This is a genomic window from Niveibacterium sp. 24ML (assembly GCF_026586805.1).
Classification (GTDB): Bacteria; Pseudomonadota; Gammaproteobacteria; order Burkholderiales; family Rhodocyclaceae; genus Niveibacterium.
This window is the reverse complement of the sequence record NZ_JAPFHA010000036.1, coordinates 1-22,001: the sequence shown is the minus strand read 5'-3', so window position 1 is coordinate 22,001 and position 22,001 is coordinate 1. Positions and strand designations below refer to the sequence as shown.

At 63.5% G+C, this 22,001-nt stretch carries 18 protein-coding genes and 1 tRNA gene; 12 read left to right on the top strand and 7 right to left on the bottom strand.

From position 1 onward, the window contains the following. Positions 1 to 877, top strand: an 877-nt coding sequence (gene otnI, locus OPU71_RS20250) for a 2-oxo-tetronate isomerase (RefSeq protein ID WP_267729885.1), incomplete at its 5' end; no start/stop codon positions are given. Between the two features lie 71 nt (positions 878 to 948). Then, positions 949 to 3,957, top strand: coding sequence for an HD domain-containing phosphohydrolase (locus OPU71_RS20245; protein WP_267729884.1), 3,009 nt, complete (start codon positions 949 to 951; stop codon positions 3,955 to 3,957). 46 nt (positions 3,958 to 4,003) lie between these two features. Here OPU71_RS20245 and OPU71_RS20240 read toward each other — a convergent pair whose 3' ends face one another. Then, positions 4,004 to 4,498, bottom strand: a complete 495-nt coding sequence (locus tag OPU71_RS20240; protein ID WP_267729883.1) for a pullulanase-associated domain-containing protein — start codon at positions 4,496 to 4,498, stop codon at positions 4,004 to 4,006. Positions 4,499 to 4,691: 193 nt separating this feature from the next. Further along, a complete protein-coding gene (purL, locus tag OPU71_RS20235; protein WP_267729882.1) occupies positions 4,692 to 8,627 on the bottom strand; it encodes a phosphoribosylformylglycinamidine synthase in 3,936 nt (1,311 codons plus the stop codon). A 184-nt stretch (positions 8,628 to 8,811) separates the two neighbouring features. Here purL and trxA point away from each other — a divergent pair, with 184 nt between their 5' ends. The 3 genes from trxA to OPU71_RS20220 all read left to right on the top strand — a co-directional run bounded on the left by trxA (position 8,812) and on the right by OPU71_RS20220 (position 13,123). Further along, entirely contained in the window at positions 8,812 to 9,675 is an 864-nt protein-coding gene (gene trxA / locus OPU71_RS20230; protein WP_267729881.1) for a thioredoxin, read from the top strand. A gap of 91 nt (positions 9,676 to 9,766) precedes the next feature. Beyond that, complete coding sequence (locus tag OPU71_RS20225) at positions 9,767 to 11,431, top strand: methyl-accepting chemotaxis protein (RefSeq protein ID WP_267729880.1); 1,665 nt, start codon at positions 9,767 to 9,769, stop codon at positions 11,429 to 11,431. A 27-nt stretch (positions 11,432 to 11,458) separates the two neighbouring features. Further along, complete coding sequence (locus tag OPU71_RS20220; RefSeq protein WP_267729879.1) at positions 11,459 to 13,123, top strand: methyl-accepting chemotaxis protein; 1,665 nt, start codon at positions 11,459 to 11,461, stop codon at positions 13,121 to 13,123. A gap of 9 nt (positions 13,124 to 13,132) precedes the next feature. Here the strand turns inward: OPU71_RS20220 and OPU71_RS20215 are convergent, their stop codons facing one another. Then, complete coding sequence (locus OPU71_RS20215) at positions 13,133 to 13,720, bottom strand: hypothetical protein (RefSeq protein WP_267729878.1); 588 nt, start codon at positions 13,718 to 13,720, stop codon at positions 13,133 to 13,135. A 240-nt stretch (positions 13,721 to 13,960) separates the two neighbouring features. Between OPU71_RS20215 and OPU71_RS20210 the strand changes: the two genes are divergently transcribed. Both OPU71_RS20210 and OPU71_RS20205 read left to right on the top strand, forming a co-directional pair. Beyond that, the gene (locus tag OPU71_RS20210) at positions 13,961 to 16,276 is read left to right on the top strand and encodes a Tex family protein (protein WP_267729877.1); all 2,316 of its coding nucleotides are present in this window, start codon (positions 13,961 to 13,963) and stop codon (positions 16,274 to 16,276) included. Positions 16,277 to 16,345: 69 nt separating this feature from the next. Further along, entirely contained in the window at positions 16,346 to 17,194 is an 849-nt protein-coding gene (locus OPU71_RS20205; RefSeq protein ID WP_267729876.1) for a 23S rRNA (adenine(2030)-N(6))-methyltransferase RlmJ, read from the top strand. Between the two features lie 62 nt (positions 17,195 to 17,256). On the opposite strand, the gene OPU71_RS20200 is transcribed toward OPU71_RS20205, so the two are convergent. After that, positions 17,257 to 17,463, bottom strand: a complete 207-nt coding sequence (locus OPU71_RS20200; protein WP_267729875.1) for a cold-shock protein — start codon at positions 17,461 to 17,463, stop codon at positions 17,257 to 17,259. A 220-nt stretch (positions 17,464 to 17,683) separates the two neighbouring features. Here OPU71_RS20200 and OPU71_RS20195 point away from each other — a divergent pair, with 220 nt between their 5' ends. From OPU71_RS20195 to minE, 5 genes are all read left to right on the top strand, one after another. Beyond that, on the top strand, positions 17,684 to 18,055 hold the full coding sequence (locus OPU71_RS20195) for an arsenate reductase (protein ID WP_267729874.1): 372 nt from the start codon (positions 17,684 to 17,686) through the stop codon (positions 18,053 to 18,055). A gap of 2 nt (positions 18,056 to 18,057) precedes the next feature. After that, entirely contained in the window at positions 18,058 to 18,909 is an 852-nt protein-coding gene (locus tag OPU71_RS20190; RefSeq protein ID WP_267729873.1) for an Hsp33 family molecular chaperone HslO, read from the top strand. An 80-nt stretch (positions 18,910 to 18,989) separates the two neighbouring features. Continuing rightward, complete coding sequence (gene minC, locus OPU71_RS20185; RefSeq protein ID WP_324256094.1) at positions 18,990 to 19,784, top strand: septum site-determining protein MinC; 795 nt, start codon at positions 18,990 to 18,992, stop codon at positions 19,782 to 19,784. Positions 19,785 to 19,834: 50 nt separating this feature from the next. Beyond that, positions 19,835 to 20,650 (top strand): septum site-determining protein MinD, encoded by an 816-nt coding sequence (gene minD, locus OPU71_RS20180; protein WP_420712408.1) that lies wholly within the window; start codon positions 19,835 to 19,837, stop codon positions 20,648 to 20,650. Positions 20,651 to 20,652: 2 nt separating this feature from the next. After that, positions 20,653 to 20,925, top strand: a complete 273-nt coding sequence (gene minE, locus OPU71_RS20175; protein ID WP_267729871.1) for a cell division topological specificity factor MinE — start codon at positions 20,653 to 20,655, stop codon at positions 20,923 to 20,925. Between the two features lie 60 nt (positions 20,926 to 20,985). Here minE and OPU71_RS20170 read toward each other — a convergent pair whose 3' ends face one another. The 3 genes from OPU71_RS20170 to OPU71_RS20160 all read right to left on the bottom strand — a co-directional run bounded on the left by OPU71_RS20170 (position 20,986) and on the right by OPU71_RS20160 (position 22,000). Further along, positions 20,986 to 21,363, bottom strand: coding sequence for a hypothetical protein (locus OPU71_RS20170; RefSeq protein ID WP_267729870.1), 378 nt, complete (start codon positions 21,361 to 21,363; stop codon positions 20,986 to 20,988). Between the two features lie 53 nt (positions 21,364 to 21,416). Continuing rightward, positions 21,417 to 21,779, bottom strand: a complete 363-nt coding sequence (locus OPU71_RS20165; RefSeq protein ID WP_267729869.1) for an RT0821/Lpp0805 family surface protein — start codon at positions 21,777 to 21,779, stop codon at positions 21,417 to 21,419. 145 nt (positions 21,780 to 21,924) lie between these two features. After that, positions 21,925 to 22,000 (bottom strand) — tRNA-Gly (locus OPU71_RS20160). Position 22,001: the final 1 nt, after the last annotated feature.

Below are 22,001 nucleotides of genomic sequence, written 5' to 3'. Positions count from 1 at the left end.
CTGCCTGGGGTGGGACGCTTATCCCTACGACAACTGCATCCCCGAATCGTTCACGGGGTTTTGCATCACCCTGTTAGGCGCAGTCCTTGAGCCCCGATCCGCCATGCCACGCTTTGCCGCAAACCTCTCCTGGCTATTCACCGAACATGCGTTCCCAGATCGCTTCAAGGCGGCGGCCGATGCCGGCTTCAAGGCAGTGGAATTTCTCTTTCCCTACGACTACGCCCCCGACGAAATCGCGCGCTGGCAGCGCGATGCGAATGTGCAGACCGTGCTGTTCAACCTGCCGCCGGGCATCTGGCAGAACGGTGAGCGTGGCCTGGCCGCGCAGCCGGGGCGCGAGCAGGACTTCCGCATCAGTGTCGAACTTGCCCTGCTGCACGCCCGTGCCCTGGGCACCCGACGCCTGCATGCGATGGCGGGCATGGCCGACCCGGATCACTTGCGCAGCGAACAGATGGCGAGCTACGTCGCCAACTTGCGGCACGCCGCCAGGCGCTGCGCCAGCGCAGGTGTTGAGTTGCTGATCGAAGCGATCAATCCGGTCGACATGCCGCACTATTTTCTGACGCGGATTTCGCAAGCACTGGAAGTGATCGCCGCCGTCGGCGAGCCCAATCTGAGGCTCCAGTTCGATGCCTACCACGTTCTGCAGATGGGTGAGGATGTGCATGAGGCCTTCCGGCAGGCCGCGCCGCATGTCGGCCACATCCAGATCGCGGGTTCCCCCGGCAGGCACGAACCGGACAGCGGCACCTACGACTACCGGGCCCTGTTCGATCTGATCGACGCCAGCGGCTTCTCGGCCTGGATCGGCTGCGAATACCGGCCCGCCGGCCGGACCGAAGACGGGCTGGGCTGGCTGAAGGATCGCTAGGCCACTTCCCACGCGCGGTACAACGGGCTCAGAATCCCTCAGGCATCCGAGCCATCCGCCAGGGGACCACCATGCAAGTCAGCTCGCGCAAGCGCCTTCCCTTGCAACTACACGTCACCACTGTATTCCTGATGCTGCTGGCGCTGGTCGGTGGTGCGCTGGGCTGGTTGTCGTATGCGCGCAGCGCCCAGATCATCGAGGCTTCAGCCAGTGATATCTTCGGCCGCATTGCGCGGGAAGCCAGCGCCGAGTTCCGCCACATCCTCACGCCCCCACAAACAAGCGTCACGCTCCTGAGCGAACAACGCGTGGTGCGGGCGCGCTCGCTTGGCGAGCGCCTCGACAGTCTGGGCTTCATGGCGCGCGCGCTCGACGCCTCGCCCGCAGCCACATCGCTGTACGTGGGCTACGAGAGTGGCGACTTCTTCATGCTCCGCGCCTTGCGCAGCCCGGCAGCCCAAAAGCATATCAAGGCCCCGCAAGGCACCCGCTACATGGTCCAGAGCGTCGAGCACCAGCCCGGGGGGGTGCGTGGCAACTTCCTCTATTTCGATGGCGAACTGCGCCTGATCGAAAAGGAAGAGCGCGCCGACTACACCAACTACGATCCGCGCACCCGCGATTGGTACAAGCTCGCAAGCAGCCGTAGCGGAATCGTCCGCACCGCGCCTTACGTCTTCTACTCAAACGGCAAGATCGGCATCACCGCAGCCAAATCGTCTGCGGTTCGTGGCGCGATCGTCGGCATCGACATCGAGCTGGAGACCATTGCCACCTTGCTCGCCGAACAGAAGGTCACGCCGGGCACCGAGATTGCGCTGTTCGACGGACAGCGCCGGGTACTCGCCTACGAGCATCTTGCGCGCGTGGTAAGGCAAGACGGCGCCAGCGGCCAGCCACGCCTGGCCACCATCGACGAACTGGGTGTCGGCGCACTCTCCGAGATCACCCGGTCGATCAACTGGGCACACAGTGGTGGCAAGCCCCGGCTTGAGAGCCTCACGATCGGCGATAGCCTCTGGCACGCCGCCTCAATCGTGCTGCAAAGCGCCGACGAACGGCAGCTTGCACTGGCCTTCGCCGTCCCCGACGCCGAACTTCTGGCCGAGGCCCGCGCGATGCGCAATCAGCTGCTCGTCACCACCCTCGTCGTGCTGCTCTGCGCCATACCGCTCACCATGCTGATGGCACGCAGCATTGCGCGGCCGATCCGGCAACTGGCCGATGAAGCGGAATCGATCCGCGGCTTCGACTTCAGCCGGCCAATCGGCGTGCGCTCGATGGTCCGCGAGGTCGATGAGCTGGCGCAAACAATGCAAGGCATGAAGCGCACGATCCGCCGCTTCCTTGATATCAGCGCAGCGGTAGCTGCGGAGGATGACTTCGACCGACTCATGCCACGCCTGCTCAACGAGATGATCGAGTCCTCGCAAGCGCAAGGCGGGCTGCTTTGCCTGGCTGAGGCCAACGGCACACAGCTACAGCCTGTGCTGACGAGCGCAGGCGGCGAAACCCGCCCGATAAACGCCGCTACGGCAAGCGCCCTTGACGCATGCCCGGCCTTGTTGCAACAAACGATCGGAGACCAGCACGGAGGCGTGCGCGCGGGCGTGGTGAGCGCGAACGAACTCGCCGCGCTCGGGGATGCCACGCTGCACCTTGGCGCACTGGCGAGCGCCGGGCCGGCGATTGCCGTCCCGCTGTTCAGCCGCGGCCATAAGCTCGTCGGGGCACTCTTGCTCTTCGGCGCACAGCACAACGATGCCGCAAAACTCAGCTTCCTTGGGGCGCTCTCGGGCACCGCCGCAATCTCGCTGGAAACCCGCGAGCTCATCAAGGCCCAAAAAGCCTTGTTCGAAGCCTTCATCCGCCTGATCGCGTCGGCCATCGACGCAAAGAGCCCCTACACCGGCGGCCACTGCGCACGCGTACCCGAGCTGACCAAGATGCTCGCACGCGCCGCCTGCGATGCAAACGAAGGCCCCTTCCGCGACTTCAAACTGGACGAGGGCGAGTGGGAAGCGGTGCACGTCGCCGCCTGGCTGCACGACTGCGGCAAAGTCACCACGCCGGAGTTCGTTGTCGACAAGGCAACCAAGCTTGAAGCGATTTACGACCGCATCCACGAAGTGCGCATGCGCTTCGAAGTGCTCAAACGGGATGCCGAGATCGCCATGCACAAGGCGCTTGCCGCTGGCGCGGACCCCACGGCGGCACACGATGAACTGATCACCCACTTGCGCGCGCTAGACGACGAATTCGCCTTCGTCGCCGCGTGCAACGAAGGCGGCGAGTTCATGGCGCCAGAACACCTTGAGCGTCTGCACCGCATTGCAGAACGCACCTGGCAGCGCACGCTGGACGACCGCATCGGGATCTCGCATGAGGAACTGCAACGAAAGGCCATCACGCCCCCGCGCCCCTTGCCTGCGACCGAGCGCCTGCTGGCCGACAAACCCGAGCATCGCATCGCACGCAGTGAGGCCGACCAGTTGATGCCCGGCAATCGCTGGGGCTTTCGCATGCAAACCCCTGCGCTGCTCTACGACCGCGGCGAACTGAGCAACCTCTCGATCGCGCGCGGCACCCTCACCCCCGAAGACCGTTACAAGATCAACGATCACATCGTCCAGACCATCGTGATGCTCTCGCAACTGCCCTTCCCCAAACACCTTCAGCACGTACCGGAGATCGCAGGCGGTCACCACGAGAAAATGGATGGTTCCGGTTACCCGCGGGGGCTGCGCCGCGAAGAGATGAGCCCGGTCGCCCGGATGATGGCGATCGCCGACATCTTCGAGGCGCTGACCGCCGTCGACCGCCCCTACAAGCAGGGCAAGAAGCTATCGGAAGCGATCAGGATCATGGCGCTGATGAAGAAAGACCAGCACATCGATCCGGAGCTTTTCGAGCTCTTCCTGCGATCTGGCGTCTATCGTGATTACGCGGAACGCTTCATGCAGCCGCAGTACATCGATGAAGTCGACCTCACGCAGTACCTTACCGACCCAAATGACGAGGACGGCGCGCGCAGTGGCGCTGATGGCCGCATCGCGCCACACACAGCCACGGCACAATGAAAAACGGCTGGCAGATGCCAGCCGTTGCGGCTTAACCCCGGCCCAATCAGGGCTGTTCGGTGTACACCTTGCAATCGCCCGAGAGGATCCAAACCTCTGCACCGCGCTCCATGATGGTCGGCGGAAAGGTCACCGACTGATCAGTTGCGCAATCCTTCTTGCCCGAGCTGTCGGTGATGAGAAAGTCCATCAGCGCCGCGTCGCGCGCCACCGCGATGTCGACATACCGGCCGAAAGCATCCTCGTGCGCAAACGCAATATTGCCCGGCCACTGCGGGCCCTCTTCCTTGACACCCTTCCAGGCATAGACACCCCAGCCGTTGTAGTCGCCCCCCTTGCGCTGGTAATGGAAGCGGACGACGCCGGGCTGAACCGCGCCGATTGTGCCGCCTACCGCCACCGAGGCCGACTGTTCGGCGGCCGGCGGCGCTACAGCCGCAGAATCAGTCGATGAAGACTCCGGCGCTTTTTCACCGCAAGCGGCCAGCCAGGCGGTACCAAGAAGGAGAAATGTGACGCGAACGAAGTAGGCAGGTTTCATTTTTCAAAAGTGTTGAAGAGAAGTCGAAAATCGGGCAAACCGCACACTAGGCGACCAACGCCACGCGCTGCCCACCTGAATGAAGAAAGGACTGTCTTCTCGGCCCGGGTAATGAACTTCTCCGGCGCCGCGACGGCGACACCGGAGAGCAGGCTCAACAGCGCGAGCGCGCCGCATTGCCTTACGCAGCGCCTCAACCGAGCCAGACGCGCGCGTTGCGGAACATGCGCATCCACGGCGAATCCTCGCCGAGGAAATCCGGCGCCCAGGACATCTGCAGCGTGCGGCGGCAGCGTTCCGGGTGCGGCATCATGATCGTGAAGCGGCCGTCCGGCGTGGTCAGGCCGGCGATGCCGGCAGGCGAGCCATTCGGGTTTGCCGGGTAGCGCGTTGCCACCTGGCCGGCGTTGTCGATGTAGCGCAGCGCGATCTTCGCGTTGTCCTGTGCGTCGATGCCGTCGAACACAGCGCGGCCCTCGCCGTGCGACACGACGATCGGCATGCGGCTACCCGCCATGCCGGCGAACAGGATCGACGGGTTCTCGGCGATCTCGGCCATCACGAAGCGCGCTTCGAACTGCTCGCTGCGGTTGCGCTGGAAGGTCGGCCAGCACTCGGCACCGGGGATGATCGGCGCGAGGTGCGCCATCATCTGGCAACCGTTGCAGACGCCCAGCGCGAAGGTATCGCTGCGACCGAAGAAGGCTTCGAACTGCGCGCGCAGCGCGTCCGAGAACAGGATCGACTTGGCCCAGCCCTGCCCCGCGCCCAGCACGTCGCCGTACGAGAAGCCGCCGCAGGCCGCAAGGCCCTTGAACTGATCCAGCGTGTAGCGGCCGGAGAACAGATCCGACATGTGCACGTCGTAAGGCTCGAAACCGGCACGCTCGAACGCGGAGGCCATCTCGGCCTGCGAGTTCACGCCCTGCTCGCGCAGGATTGCGATCTTCGGCCGCGCGCCGGTGGCAATCATCGGGGCAGCGATATCTTCCGCCGCATCGAAGGACAAGGACACCGACAAACCGGGGTTGTTGGCGTCGAGCAGCGCATCGAACTCGTCCTGCGCGCAGGTCGCGTCGTCACGGAGCTTGGCGATCTGGTAGCTGACCTCGCTCCACGCGCGCTGCAGTTCGGCGCGCGGTGCCGAGAAGATCATCTTGGCGTTGCGCCAGATGCGCAGTTCGTCGCGATCATTCGGCTGGCCGATGAAGTGGGCAGCACCGCCAAGCTGGTGTGCGCTCAGCGTCGCCAGCACGGCGTCGCGCTGGTCGCGGCGGATCTGGATCACCGCCCCCAACTCCTCGGCAAACAGCGCAGCCAGCACGCGGTCGTTGAAGCGGCCGGCAAGCATGCCGGCCTTCTTCTCGCCGCCATCCACGTCCGACAGGTGGCCGTCGTAGGCGATCGAGTCGAGCTCCAGCGACACGCCGGTGCGGCCCGCAAAGGCCATCTCGGCCACGGTGGCGAGCAGGCCACCATCACCGCGATCGTGATAAGCGAGCACACGCTCATCACGCTTGAGCTCGACCATCGCGGCCACGAAAGCCTTCAAGGTCTCGGCATCGATATCCGGCGCATGTTCGCCGACCGAGTTGAAGCACTGTGCGAACACCGAACCACCGAGGCGGTGCTTGCCACGCCCCAGATCGATCAGCACCAGTTCGGTCTCCACGCCCGGCAGGCGCTTGAGTTCCGGCGTCAGGGTGCGGCGCACATCGCCCACCGGCGCGAAGGCGGTCACGATCAGCGACAGCGGCGCAACGACCTTCTTCTCGGCACCTTCGTCCTGCCACACCGTCTTCATCGACAGCGAGTCCTTGCCAACCGGGATCGCAAGCTGCGCGCCCTGGCAGAACTCCGATACCGCCTTCACGGTGGCAAACAGGTGCGCGTCTTCGCCGCGATGGCCGCAGGCGGCCATCCAGTTGGCGGAGAGCTTGATCTGCTTCATGTCAGACACATCGGCAGCGAGCAGGTTGGTGACCGACTCGCCGACCGCCATGCGGCCCGAAGCGGCCGGCGACACGCAGGCCAGCGGCGTGCGCTCGCCCATCGCCATCGCTTCGCCCAGATAGCCGTGGAAGCTCGCGGTCGTGACCGCCACATCGGCCACTGGCACCTGCCAGGGGCCGACCATCTGGTCGCGTGCGGTCTGGCCGCCGACCGAGCGGTCGCCGATGGTGATGAGGAAGTTCTTCGAAGCCACGGTCGGGTTGCGCAGCACGCGGCCCACGGCATCCGCCAGATCCACCGCGGTGGTATCGAGCGGTGGCAGGAAGATGTCGCGCTTGGCGACATCGCGCGTCATGCGCGGCGGCTTGCCGAGCAGCACCTGCATGTCCATGTCGACCGGCTTGTTGCCGAAATGGCTGTCGCTCACCGTCAGATGGCCGTCGGCGGTGGTGGTGCCCAGCACCGCGAAGGGGCAGCGCTCGCGCGCGCAGATCGCTTCGAAGTCAGCCAGCCGGTCCGGCGAAATCGCCAGCACGTAACGCTCCTGCGCCTCGTTCGACCAGATCTCGCGCGGGCTCATGCCCGGCTCTTCGATCTGGATGTTGCGCAGTTCGAAGTGCGCGCCCAGCTTGGCGTGGTCGGCCAGTTCCGGCATCGCGTTGGAGAGGCCACCGGCGCCGACGTCGTGGATCGCAAGGATCGGGTTGTTCTCGCCCTGCTGCCAGCAGGCGTCGATCACCTCCTGGGCGCGGCGTTCGATTTCCGGGTTGCCGCGCTGCACTGAAGCAAAGTCCAGATCCGCGGTGTTGGTGCCGGTCGCCATCGACGAGGCCGCGCCGCCACCGAGGCCGATCAGCATGCCAGGGCCGCCCAGCTGGATCAGCAGCGTGCCGGGCGCAAAGTCGCTCTTGAAGGATTGCTCGGCCTGGATGCTGCCGACACCACCGGCGATCATGATCGGCTTGTGGTAGCCGCGCACCTCGCCCATCACTTCCTGCTCGAAAGCGCGGAAGTAGCCGGTGAGGTTCGGGCGGCCGAATTCGTTGTTGAAGGCGGCTGCGCCGAGCGGGCCGTCGATCATGATCTGCAGCGCAGAGGCGATGCGCTCCGGCTTGCCGTAATTCACTTCCCAGGGCTGCTCGTAGCCCGGGATGCGCAGGTTCGACACGGTGAAGCCCGCGAGGCCCGCCTTGGGCTTGGAGCCACGGCCGGTGGCGCCTTCATCGCGGATCTCGCCGCCCGCGCCGGTGGACGCGCCCGGGAAGGGCGAGATGGCGGTCGGGTGGTTGTGGGTCTCGACCTTGGCAAGGATGTGCGTGAGTTCGGACTTGTACGTCCAGCGGCCGCCCTGCTCCGGGTAGAAGCGCTGGATCTCAGCGCCCTCGAAGATCGCGGCGTTGTCCGAGTACGCCACCACGGTGTGCTCGGGCTGGGCCTTGTGGGTGTCGCGGATCATGCCGAACAGGGTTTTCTCTTCGGCGCGGCCGTCGATCACCCAGCTGGCATTGAAGATCTTGTGGCGGCAGTGCTCGGAGTTCGCCTGCGCGAACATCATCAGCTCCACGTCGGTCGGGTTGCGGCCCATCTTCGTGAAGTTGTCGACCAGGTAGTCGATCTCGTCATCCGACAAGGCCAGGCCCAGTTCGCCGTTCGCCACTTCCAGCGCGGCACGGCCGCCGCCGAGGATGTCAACGGTGGTCAGCGGCTGCGGTGCATAGTGGGCGAAGAGGCCGTGCGCGGCGTCGACGTTGTCGAGCACCGATTCGGTCATGCGGTCGTGCAGTACCGGCAGCGCGGCAGCGCGGGCGCCGGCATCGAGGCCGCCACGCAGGTCGAGCGTGTAGGCGGTGCCGCGCTCGATCCGCTTGATCTTCGCAAAGCCGCAGTTGTGCGCGATGTCAGTGGCCTTCGACGACCAGGGCGAGATCGTGCCCAGGCGCGGCGTAACCAGCAGCAGATCACCCGCAGGCGCATCGCCCTGCGGGTAGGCACCGAGCAGGTCGGCGAGGCGTTCGGCCTCGTCGCCCGCCAGTGGCGCGTCGATCTCGACGAAGTACCAGTGTTCGGCGGCAAGCCCCTTCAACTTCGGCAGGGCGGATTTGAGCTGGGCCGTGAGGCGCTCCAGACGGGAAGCGGAAAGCGCGGGCGCGCCACGCAGCTTGAGGATCTCGGGCATGGTGGTTCCGGAGGGGCTAGCCAGGGGAAGTCGTGGTTGAGTGGCGCGCTGAATGGGCGCTACCCGTGAAAAAACCTTGATTATACCGGCACTTGGCCGCTTGCCGGGAGCCTTTCCATCGCTCTTGAAAGCGGTGGCGCCGGCCCAAACTACAATCGGGAACACTGATCAGGGGGAATCCGGCATGGCAAACAATGAATTCGTCTTCGATGTATCGATCGAGAACTTCGAACAGAAGGTGATCCTCGCATCCGACCGCGTACCGGTTCTGGTGGACTTCTGGGCACCATGGTGCGGGCCTTGCCGCAGCCTCGGGCCCCTGCTCGAAAAGCTGGCGGCCGATTTCGGCGGGCAATTCCTGCTCGCAAAGGTCAACGCCGATGAAAACCAGGCCCTCGCCCAGCACTTTGGCGTGCGCAGCATCCCCACCGTGAAGGCGATGGTCGGCGGCCAGGTCGTGGACGAGTTCACCGGCGCACTGCCCGAGGCAAGCCTGCGTGCATTCATCCAGGCCCTGATGCCGTCGCCTGTCGCCCCGCTGCGCGAGGCGGCCGCCCAAGCACGAGCTGCCGGCGCGCTGGACGAAGCGCGGCGACTGCTGGAGCAGGCGGTGGAAGCAGCGCCCGATGATCAGGACTGCCGCCTTGACCTCGCCGAGGTCCTGCTCGACCAGCCCGACCTGCCCACCGCGCGCCTGTTGCTCGACAGTCTTGCCGATGAATCGACGGATCGGGCGCGGCTCGAAGCCCTGCTCGCCCGCCTTGCATTGGCCGAAGGCGCGCCCGACAACGCCGAAGCCGATGCGCTTGAAGCACGCATCGCGGCCGAGCCGGGTGACCTCGATGCCCGCTTGACGCTGGCACGGCTGCTTGCCGCGCGCCGCGACTTTGAGCCAGCGCTCACCCATTTGCTGGAAATCGTCAAACGCGACCGCAGCTTCGAAGACGATGCCGGGCGCCTGATGATGCTGCAGCTCTTTGCTGCGATCAGCGACCAGGCCTTGGTGCGCCGCTTCCGATCGGAGCTGGCCTCGACGCTCAACCGCTAAAGCCAGCCAGCGGGGTGCCGTTATCCGTAAGTGCCAGCCACACCGGCGCAGCGGTTAACACAAGAGCGAAAAGCTTTGGAGGAGCACCCAAATGGGCAACCTGACCGTCAAGGCCAAACTCGGCCTGCTGGTTCTCATATCGATTGCCACCTTGCTGCTGGTCGGGGTTTCCGGCTGGGTCGGCATATCAAAGGTGAGCAGCACCGCTTCACAACTGGGCGATACGAACTTGCCTGCAGTGATCGCCCTGTCCGACGTGCGAAGCAGCCAGTACGCGCTGTATGCCTACACCCTGGAAGCGGCCACCTGGGAGAAGGAAAAGTACGCGAACGCCCAGTTCAAGAACATCCTTGAACGCAAGACCAAGGCCACCGCGGCACTGGATGCCGCGCTCAAGACCTACGCCAAGCAAACGCGCACCGAAGACGAGGAAAAGGCCTGGAAGACACTGGAGCCGGGCCTCAAGCGCTGGCGCGAGTTCGACGTCAAGCTCAACGAGGTCATTACCCAGCTTGGCAACAACGACGAATTCGAGAAGCAGGCCGAACTCTTCGAGAAGTACTACTTCTACGTGACCGACTGGAAGGACGCGCAATACGCAGTCGAACGTAACCTGGGCAAGCTGGTAGACCTCAACGCCAAGTACGCCAAAGAGGCTGGCGAATCCGGCAAGACGGCGCGCAAGGCTGCCATCGGTGCAATGTTGAGCGTGTTCGGGATCGCCGTCGTTGTGCTGCTCGTGCTTGGCTGGGTGTTCTTCAAGAGCATCACCGGTGCGCTCGACAAGATGCGGCGCGCGATTACCTCGGTGGCCGCAAACAATGACTTCACCATCCGGGCAGATGTGAAGAGCAATGATGAAACCGGCCAGACGGCCCGCGCCTTCAATCAACTGGTCGAGCAGATGCAGACCTCGCTACGTGAAGTGCTGAGCAACGCGGCGAGCATCTCCGAAGCCGCGCACAAGGCGTCGGCCGCATCGCGCCAGGTATCGAACGCATCGACCAGCCAGAGTGAATCCGCCTCGGCGATGGCGGCGGCGATCGAAGAAATGACCGTTTCGATCAACCACATCACCGACAGCACGCGCGACGCGCAACACCGCGCACAGGAAGCAGGTAGCGCCGCCGATTCCGGCGCCACGATAATCGCGCAGACCAACAGCGAGATGGATCACATTGCCGGCACCGTGCAGACGGCGGGCGAAACGATCAACGACCTTGGTCGACAGTCCGACAAGATCTCGGGGATCATGCAGGTGATCAAGGAAGTGGCCGACCAGACCAACTTGCTGGCACTCAATGCCGCCATCGAAGCGGCACGGGCCGGCGAACAGGGCCGGGGCTTTGCCGTGGTGGCCGACGAAGTACGCAAGCTGGCCGAGCGCACCCGCAAGGCGACCGAAGAAATCTCGCAGATGGTGGTGACGATGCAGGGCTCGGCACGCAATGCGGTCACCGGTATGGATTCGGTGGTCAGCCGCGTGTTCGACGGCAAGGAGCTCTCCGATCAGGCCGCAACCCGGATGAACGAGATCCAGGGATCGGCGACCCAGGTATCCGAAGCCATCAACGAAATCTCTGCCGCGCTGCATGAGCAGAGCGCCGCCGCACAAGACATTGCCCGCCAGGTGGAAGTGGTCGCGCGGATGAGCGAGGACAATAGCCACGCCGCCCAGGAGACCGCCAACATTTCGGAAGAGCTCGATGGATTTGCGCGGGCACTGAAGGACGCCGCTGCACGCTTTAAAGTGTAAGCACTCGCACGCCAGCGGAGGCGCACCATGCGAAACCTGAGCATCCGTATCCGACTCAGCATTCTCGCAATCACCTCGGTGTTGGCCGTGGTGGCAGCCGCTGGCGGTGGCTGGCTTGGCCTTGGCGCGATCGGCGGCATGCTCGCCAATGTCACGGAACAGCAGATGCCCGCGCTGGTCGGCCTGCAGCAGGTGCGGGCCGGGCAAGCGCGGGTGATCGAAGCAACGCTGGAAGCCGCGCTCAAAGAGCAGGACATGTACGCGCAGGAGTTCTTCAAGAACCTTGTGGCGAGCAAAGACATCGCGTGGAAAGAAATCGACGCCGGCTGGAAGGCTTATGCCAACGCGCCCCGCAGCGCCGACGAAGAAAAGGCGTGGCAGGCGCTCAAGCAACCCTTCGAAGCCTGGCGATCGCAAGACAAGGCAATCACCGAGGTCATCGCCGGACTCGCCGCCAACGATCAACCGGTCAAACAGCGTGAGCTGTTCGAGTCGTACTACAAGCAGATCGATCCGCAACGCGCGGCCGCCAACACGGTACGCGAGCAACTTGGCAAGCTGCAAAGCCTGGGTCTGCAGCAAATGGACGCCACGCGCAATCGCGCCGGTGAAACCCGCTCGAAGTTCTCGGGCTTCGTCGGCCTCGTCGCCCTGACCGCCATCGCGGCGGTCATCGGACTTGCCTTTTTGATCGTGCGCGCGGTGGTCGGATCACTCGACACCCTGCGCGGCACCATTGTCAGCGTGGCCCGCGACGGCGATTTCACATTGCGCGCCCAGGTTCGCAGCACCGACGAAGCGGGCCAGACGGCATTGGCCTTCAATCAACTGCTGGAGCAGATGCAGCACTCGCTGCGTGAAGTCTTGAGCAACGCCGAGCGGATTGCGGACGCATCCGGCCGCGCATCCGGCGCAGCAAGGCAGGTGTCCGATGCTTCAAGCCGCCAGAGCGATTCGGCCGCCGCAATGTCCACCGCAATCGGACAGATGACGGCCTCGATCCAGCACATCACCGACAGCACCGACAACGCGCAGACTCGCGCAAGCGACGCCGGCAGCGCCGCCGATTCCGGCGCAACGATCATCCTGCAGACCAACAATGAGATGGATCAGATTGCCGGCACCGTACAAACCGCCGGGCAGATGATCAACGACCTCGGGCAGCAGTCAGACAAGATCTCGGGAATCATGCAGGTGATCAAGGAAGTGGCCGATCAGACCAACCTGCTCGCACTCAACGCGGCCATCGAAGCTGCGCGCGCGGGCGAGCAAGGCCGTGGTTTCGCGGTGGTGGCGGACGAAGTGCGGAAACTAGCCGAACGCACCAGCAAGGCGACCGAAGAGATCTCGAAAATGGTGGTCACGATGCAGAGCTCGGCGCACGAGGCGGTCAAGGGCATGGACTCGGTCATCAACCGGGTGTTCGACGGAAAACACCTGTCGGATCAAGCCAGTTCCAGGATGAACCAGATCCAGGGCTCGGCCGCTCAGGTCACCCAGGCAATCAGGGAAATCTCGGCCGCACTTCAGGAACAAAGCGCCGCCACACACAACATGGCTGCCAAGGTCGACGAGGTGGCCCGCATGACCGGCGCCAATGGCGAGGCGGCCAACGAAACCGCGCAGGTCGCCGAAGAGCTCAAAACCTACGCCAGCGCCCTGCGGGAAGCGGCGAACCGCTTCACCGTCTGAACCGGCAGATCAGGGCTGCGATTTCATCAAGTCAGAAAGATCGCGCCCGTCCACCCGCACGCGGGCACGCACCGCACCGTTTTCGTCCGCCGCAACCGGATCAATGCTCAGCGCTCCGCCGTCAAGCAAGCGCTGCAAACGCTGGGACGCATGATCATGCGTCAGCCCGGCGCCGGTCTCGGGCCCAAGGCCGTCAATCACGATCTTGCGGCCATTGTGAAAGAAGGTCGATCCATCCACCGCGTAGGCACGGATCGGGGCTGAACGCGCCTTGACCGGCGCCCCATCCAGCGGTGTCCCCGAGTTTTCAAGCGATTGCGCGTTGATCGGGCTTCTGCTCACCACGCTCTCTTCGCCGCCGCCGCAAGGCTTTTTCACCTTGACGTTCTTGCCATTGCGTTTCACCGTCTGGTAACAGGTCTTGGGCTTTGCTGCGGCAGGCTTTGCCTTGGCGCTAGCCGTGCCCGCTTTGGCCTTCTTGCCCGAAGCATTGGGCGCACTCGCCTTGGCCGTGCTGGACTTGCTCGCGCCGGACTTGCTGCCCTGCTTGGCAGCCGGCTTCGCGGTGCTTGTGGCGAGCGCGATTGGCGCCGTCAACGCAAGGCTCAATGCCAGCGCGGCAACGATCGCGGACCGGAACGTAGAACGGGAAGCTTTGCTTTGCTGCACTCGACACCTTGCCAGGCCTGTGCCTGCCCGTGATGAACTCAAGCCGGTGATTCTAACGCAGGCTGTCGTGCGCCCCGGCACCGCCCGTCTGACCACGGGCGTCGCAGCTTGAAGCATGCCGCGCTTTCGGCCATAGTCCGCGCCTTCCGTTTTTTGCAGCAGAGTCCCATGCTTCCCCCTATCGAATCCCGTCTTGCCGCCGAATTGGGCGCCCACGCGAATCAAGTCATCGCGGCCGTCGAACTGTTGGACTCCGGCGCCACTGTGCCGTTCATTGCGCGATACCGCAAAGAAGTCACCGGCGGCTTGGACGACACCCAGTTGCGCCTGCTTGAGGAACGCCTGGGCTATCTGCGCGAACTCGAAGACCGCCGTGCAGCGGTAATCGCCAGCATCGACGAACAGGGCAAGCTGACACCGGCGCTGCGCGCCGAGGTTGAAAACGCCGATACCAAGCAGCGTCTCGAAGACCTCTACCTGCCCTACAAACAGAAGCGCCGCACCAAGGCGCAGATCGCCCGCGAGGCCGGCATCGAGCCGCTCGCCGACGCGCTGCTCGCCGATCCAACGCTCACGCCGGAAACCGAAGCCGCGCGCTTCTTCAATGTCGATGCGGGCTTCGCCGACACCAAGGCAGTGCTCGACGGCGCGCGCCAGATCCTGATGGAGCGCTTTGCCGAGAACGCCGAGCTGGTGGGCAAACTGCGCGAGTACGTGGAAGCGCACGGCATCGTCAGCGCCAGCGTGGTTGAGGGCAAGGAAAACGACGGCGCCAAGTTCCGCGACTACTTCGACTATCGCGAGCCGCTCAAGGACATACCCTCGCACCGCGCGCTCGCCCTCTTCCGTGGCCGCAACGAAGATGTGCTGCGGGTGAAGCTGATGCTCGACAGCGATCCCGAAGACGGCAGCCGCCCGGCCGAACCCAACCCGTGCGAACGCCGCATCATGAGTGCCGCCGGCATCCGCGCCGACGGCCGCGCGGCAGACCGCTGGCTGGTGGAAACGGCGCGCTGGACCTGGAGCGTAAAGCTCTCGCTGCATATCGAACTCGACCTGATGGGCGTGCTGCGCGAGAAGGCCGAAGAAGAAGCGATCCGGGTGTTCGCGAAGAACCTCAAGGATCTGCTGCTCGCCGCACCGGCCGGCCCGCGCGCGACGATGGGGCTCGACCCCGGCCTGCGCACCGGCGTTAAGGTGGCCGTGGTGGATGCCACCGGCAAACTGCTCGACACCGCCACGATCTACCCGCACGAGCCGCGCCGCGACTGGGACGGCTCGCTGCACACGCTGGCCGTACTCGCGAAGAAGCACAACGTTCAACTCATCGCCATCGGCAACGGAACCGCCAGCCGCGAGACCGACAAGCTCGCCGGCGAACTGGTCAAACACCTGCCCGAACTGCGCATGACCACCATCGTCGTGTCGGAAGCGGGCGCGTCGGTGTATTCCGCATCGGAACTGGCCGCGAAGGAATTCCCGCAACTGGACGTGAGCCTGCGTGGTGCGGTGTCGATCGCCCGCCGCCTGCAGGATCCCTTGGCTGAACTGGTGAAGATCGACCCGAAGTCAATCGGTGTCGGGCAGTATCAGCACGACGTCAACCAATCGCGCCTCGCGAAGTCCCTCGATGCGGTGGTAGAGGACTGTGTGAACGCGGTGGGCGTGGATGTGAACACCGCATCCGCCGCGCTGCTGACGCGCATCTCCGGCCTCAACGCCACGCTGGCGCAGAACATCGTCGCCCATCGCGATGCACACGGCGCCTTCCGCAACCGTGTCTCGCTCAAGGCAGTGCCACGGCTGGGCGACAAGACCTTCGAGCAATGCGCCGGCTTCCTGCGCGTGATGAACGGCGACAACCCGCTTGACGCATCGGCGGTGCACCCCGAGGCCTACCCGGCGGTCGAGCGCATCCTCGCCGATGTGCAGCGCAAGGCGCGCGAGATCATGGGCGACACCGCCTTCATCCGCGCCCTCGAACCCGCCCGCTACACCGACGAGCGCTTCGGCCTGCCGACGGTGCAGGACATCCTCAAGGAACTCGACAAACCCGGTCGCGATCCGCGGCCGGAGTTCAAGACCGCCACATTCCGCGAGGGCGTCGAATCGCTCAAGGATCTGGAGCCCGGCATGCTGCTCGAAGGCGTGGTCACCAACGTCACCAACTTCGGCGCCTTCGTCGATATCGGCGTCCATCAGGATGGACTGGTACACGTCTCGGCGCTCGCCAATCGCTTCGTCAAAGATCCGGCCGAGGTGGTCAAGGCCGGCCAGGTGGTCAAGGTGAAAGTGGTCGAGGTGGACATCGCACGCAAGCGCATCGCGCTGACGATGCGGCTATCGGATGAAGTGCAGCCCGGCCGCAAACCCGAGGGCGGCGATCGTCGCCCGGCCAGCGCATCCCGCGCCCCGCGCCGCGAGGAAAAGCCAGCGCCCGACAACGCATTTGCCAGCGCGTTCGCCAAGGCCCTCAAGCGCTGATCGCTCAGGGCGCGGCCCAGGCTGCGCCCTGCCTTAGAATGAACGGGCTGTATTGCCCGGAGTCTTCCCATGTTGAGTTATCGCCACGCCTTCCACGCCGGCAACCATGCCGACGTGCTCAAGCACTTCGTTCAGGTCGAACTGCTGCGTTATCTGAATCAGAAGGACAAGGCGTGGTGGTATATCGACACCCATGCCGGCGCGGGCGCCTACGAGTTGAATCGTGGCTTCGCCACCAAGAATGCCGAGTTCGAGAGCGGTATCGCCCGCATCATCGACGCGCCGGATCTGCCCGAATCGATGCGTCCGTACATTGACCTGGTGCGCCGCCTCAACGGCCCTGGCGCGCTGCGCTACTACCCCGGATCGCCCTGGTTCACAGCCGAGCTGATGCGTGACGACGACCGCATGCGCCTGTTCGAATTGCACCCGGCCGATGCCGACCTGCTGGCGCAGAACTTCGAACAGATCGCCAGCCAGGTCATCATCGACGCCGCGGACGGGTTCAAGGGGCTGCGCGCTTACCTGCCACCGCCGCCTCGCCGCGGACTGGTGCTGATCGACCCGCCCTACGAAGTGAAAACCGACTACCGAACCGTCGTTACAACAATCGAGGATGCCCTGCGACGCTTCGCCACCGGCACCTACGCCGTGTGGTACCCGCTGCTGCAGCGCCCGGAGTGCCACGAGCTACCCAAACAGCTCAAAGCGCTGCCGGCCAAGAGTTGGCTGCATGTGAACATGACGGTGCACAAACCGGCGATCAGCGGCATCGGTATGCATGGCAGCGGCCTGGTCGTCCTCAACCCGCCCTGGACGCTGGCTGACACGCTGAAATCCACGCTCCCGTGGCTTACGGAGCGGCTCGGGCAGGACAGTCATGCCCGGTTTCAACTCGAAACCGGCGGCGACGCCTAAAGGCACGCCAGAAAAGCAAAACGCCCGGCTGACCGGGCGTTTTGCTTTTGCGAAACCGAAGCTTATTCAGCCGGGCGGATGTTCGCGGCTTGCTTGCCCTTCGGGCCTTCAACGACATCGAAAGCGACGCGCTGATTCTCTGCAAGGGTACGGAAACCCTTCGACTGAATTGCGGAGAAGTGGGCGAAGAGATCGTCGCCACCACCATCGGGGGTGATGAAGCCGAAACCCTTGGAGTCATTGAACCACTTGACGATACCAGTTGCCATGTCGATGCGTCCTCGAATCGAAAATAAATTGCTGTTTGTGGGGCTGGCGGCCCCGTTGGCACGGAATTCAGGGAGGCAAAGCCGACGAACTAACACCGCTTTTTACGGCGGCTGGTCACGCGCAATTCAACAGCCTGGAAATCCTGCTCTTTCGATTATGAATCCACTTTGGCCGAATGGGCAACTGTTTGGGCCGTATCAGCGATAATCGCGAAGTCCCATGAACCAGAACCCGACACCCGACGTGATCAAGATCTACGGCATCAAGAACTGCAGCAGCATGAAAAAGGCATTCGACTGGCTCGATGCAAACGGCATCGCCTACGAATTCCATGATTACAAGAAACTCGGCATCGATGGCGAGACCATTCGCGCCTGGTGTGCCGACGCAAGCTGGCAAAAGCTGCTGAACACACAAGGCCTGACTTGGCGGGGTCTTGATCCAGCCGAGAAGCAAGACGTTGACGCCACAAAGGCCATCGTGCTGATGGTTGCAAAGCCCAGCCTCATCAAGCGCCCGGTCATCACGGGCGGCAAACGCATCGTGGTCGGGTTCGACGAAGAAACCCTGAGCACCGCACTAAAGGACTGAGCATGGACATCGTACAACGCTTCTTGTTTGACGAACTCGACATCCGTGGCGCCCTGGTGCAGCTTGGACCGACATGGAAGCAGATCCAGCGTGGGCATGACTACGCCCCCGCCGTGCGTGCCCTGCTGGGCGAATTGGCCGCAGTGACAACCATCATCGCAGGCAACCTCAAGACCCCCGGCCGCATCACGCTTCAACTCTCGGGCAGTGGTTCAGTGCCACTGCTGGTGATCGATTGTTCAGAGGCTCTCAATCTGCGAGGCTTCGCAAAGACATCGGGAACAGTCGCAGGCGCCTCGGTCGGCGAACTGCTCGGCGGCGGGCGCCTGCTACTCTCGTTCGATACGGAAGGGCTCAAGCAGCCCTATCAGAGCTACGTCCCGCTGGAAGGCGACACCATTGCAAAGGTCTTCGAGGCCTACCTGCGGCAATCCGAGCAGACGCCGGCCGCGCTCTTCCTGGCAGCCGACGGAGATAATGCCGCAGGCCTGTTCCTGCAAAAACTCCCCGGCGCCGACGAGAAGGATCCCGATGGTTGGGGTCGCATCACCGGACTCGCCAACACGGTTACGCCGGGAGAACTGCTCTCACTCGAAGCGCCGGTCGTACTGACCCGGCTCTTCCACGAGGAGACCGTTCGTGTTTTCGACCCCAAGCCGGTCAGCCATGTGTTCCCACCGGATTGGGAAAAAGTGCGGGCAACCCTTCGTGCACTCGGACGCAAGGAAATCGAGTCCATTCTGGCCGAACACGGCGAGGTCTTCGTTCGGGACGATCTGTCAAACCATGACTATCGTTTCAGCCGTGAAGAAGCACTGGCCCTGTTCGACACCGCGCCGCCAACGCTGCATTGACGCGGCTTGGCCGCTACGGCACTAATTCCGCCGAAGCGGCCTAATGTCGATGATAAAATTCCCGATTCTGGTTCCGGTATATGACAGGCATGCAGGCCAATCGCAACAACGGCAAGACGATTGAATTCAAAGGTGGCACGCTCCAGGCGATGACCGCAGTGGTGCGCGACCCCAACGTCATGAAACTTGCCGATGCCATGCATGCGATGCTGGGCGGGATGGGCGAGTTCTTCGCTGGCGAGCCGACCATCATCGACCTGTCCGGCGCTGCACTACCTGAACGCATGGATTGGTCCGGCCTCGCCAGTCTGCTGCGGCGCTATGGCCTGCAGCCGGTTGCGGTACAAGGGATCCCCGAAGCATACGGCGACGGTGCACGCAAAGCCGGCTTGGCCGTGCTGAATAGCGACACCCTCAAGACCGCGCCCGAGACGAGCCCCAAGAAAGTGCCGTCGGCTGCCAGCGCAATATCACCCGAGGCCACCCCGGCAGCGCAGGTGGCGGCCCCAGCACACGAGCCCGCCACACGCACGATGGTGATCGACCGCCCCTTGCGCTCAGGGCAGCAGGTTTACGCCCGCGGCGGTGACCTCGTCGTGCTCGGCGGGGTCAGCAACGGCGCGGAGGTGATTGCTGACGGCAACATCCACTGCTATGGCCCGTTGCGCGGGCGCGCGCTCGCAGGCGCTCAGGGCGACCAGACAGCGCGGATCTTCACGACCTCGCTCGGCGCCGAACTGGTCTCGATCGCTGGTGTCTTTCGTACATTCGAGCGCGGCTTGCCCGAAGAAGTCGCAGGCCGCGCCGCACTCATCACCCTGACAGGCTCGGGCGACAAGGCGCAACTGCGCCTCGACCCGTTGCAATTGGGCTGAGCCGTCAGAACCTCCATCCGTTATTCGTTTGATGCTGAATTGAAGGGAAGATCGTGAAAATAATCGTGGTGACTTCCGGCAAAGGCGGCGTGGGCAAGACCACCACATCCGCTTCGGTGTCCTCCGGCCTCGCGCTGCGCGGCTTCAAGACCGCGGTTATCGACTTCGATGTCGGCCTGCGCAATCTCGACCTGATCATGGGCTGCGAACGCCGCGTGGTCTATGACCTGATCAACGTGGTCAACGGTGAAGCAAAGCTCAACCAGGCCCTGATCAAGGACAAGCACTGCGAAAACCTCTTCGTGCTGCCCGCCTCGCAGACTCGTGACAAAGACGCACTTTCGGAAGAAGGCGTCGAGGGTGTGCTGAAGGAGCTTGAGCACATGGGATTCGACTATGCGGTGTGCGACTCCCCGGCCGGGATCGAACACGGCGCCGTCATGTCCCTAACCTTCGCGGATGAAGCGCTCGTCGTGACCAACCCGGAGGTCTCATCAATCCGCGACTCCGATCGCATCCTCGGCATCCTTCAGAGCAAGAGCCGCCGCGCGAAGGAAGGCCGGGAGCCCGTCAAGGAGCACCTGATCGTCACCCGCTACTCTCCGAAGCGCGTAGAGGAAGGCGAGATGCTCTCGTACAAAGACGTTCAGGAGTTGTTGCGCGTTCCGCTGCTTGGCGTCATCCCCGAATCTGAGATCGTTCTCCAGGCCTCGAACCAAGGCATCCCATCAATCCACATGAAGAACACGGATGTCGCCGAGGCTTATCAGGACGTCGTTGCACGCTTCCTTGGCGAACAACGCGAGCTTCGTTTCGTGAACTACGAAAAGCCGGGTCTGCTCAAGCGCTTTTTTGGAGGTGCCTGAACATGACGTGGCTGACCGATCTCTTCACCCAGAAGAAGCCGCGGCCCGCCGATATCGCCCGCGAGCGCCTGACCGTGGTCATTGCACGCCAGCGCTCCGACGAAGGTGGATCCAGCCCGGACTTCCTGCCGGAGCTTCAGAAAGACCTGATCGCCGTCATTTCGAAGTACGTAAAGGTCAATCCCAACGACATCTCGGTGCAACTTGAAAAGCAGGACAACTACGAAGCACTCAAGGTGAATATCGTCCTGCCCGAGCAGAATGGCGCTCGCTGAAAAGCGCATCTCCAGAAAAAAAGGCGCCGCAATTGCGGCGCCTTTTTTATGAGTGCGCGATCAGCGTAACCTGACGACCCGCCCCTCGTTCATCACCACCGGATCCCCCTTCTTGAGCCCCGGATCGACGTCCTGATTGACGATGCCGAAGCTGCCATCTTCCCAGCGCACCACGACCGAGTAGGTCGTCTTGGTTGGCGCAGCCTGCCCTGGCTTCTTCACGCCCGGGCCGACCCCCACAACGGGCGTCGCAATAACCGTGCTATCAGACACGATGTCAGCGCTGTCTCGCACGCCAGGCTTGCTCATTGGCGATGGCTCGCTGACCGCCTTCTGCGATGCGCTTACGCGCTCAACCACGCCACGCCGACCATCCATGCCGCCTGAATTGACGCTGTCGGCCAACTGCCGGAAATCCTCGTTTGATTGAGGCAGCACCAGATCCGCTGCGACTGATGCACTTGAGAGTGCAAGCAACAGCAACGATAAGATCAATTTGCGAGCGTCCAATTTCCATCCTCTCCTTGGCAAGCACGCATCGTATTGTCAGCCTTGAGCGCGCGAAAGTAAGTCTTGATCTGCACGTCCCGGCAACGCTTTCCCTGCTGAGCGGTCGTGCGCCGTGCAACTGCCGCACCGCCAGAGCGCGTACCGGGGTTATCCCAAGACATGCGCTTCCCGTCCGGCGCCGTCGCCAGAAGTGTTCGGAGCATCTGTTCGTGGGTAGCCCGATCCGCCTCGCTGAAGTGCGCCGACGGTACCTCGCTGGCAAACTGGATATTGAACGCTGCGGCCTGCTGAGCACCGAGGACTAAACCGAGGGCACACATGTAGGTGAAGCGGCGCACCTGCATACGCTGAGTTCCATGAAATAGGATTGATCGAGATTGTAGCGGACTCATCCAGCCTGGAAGGTCGCGTTGCCACCGGGGAACAGAAAGGCGGGGGGACGCAGACAAAGAAAAAGGGAAGGCGTCTAGCCTTCCCTTTTTCGACAACTGGAGCGGGAGAAGAGTCTCGAACTCTCGACCTCAACCTTGGCAAGGTTGCGCTCTACCAACTGAGCTACTCCCGCA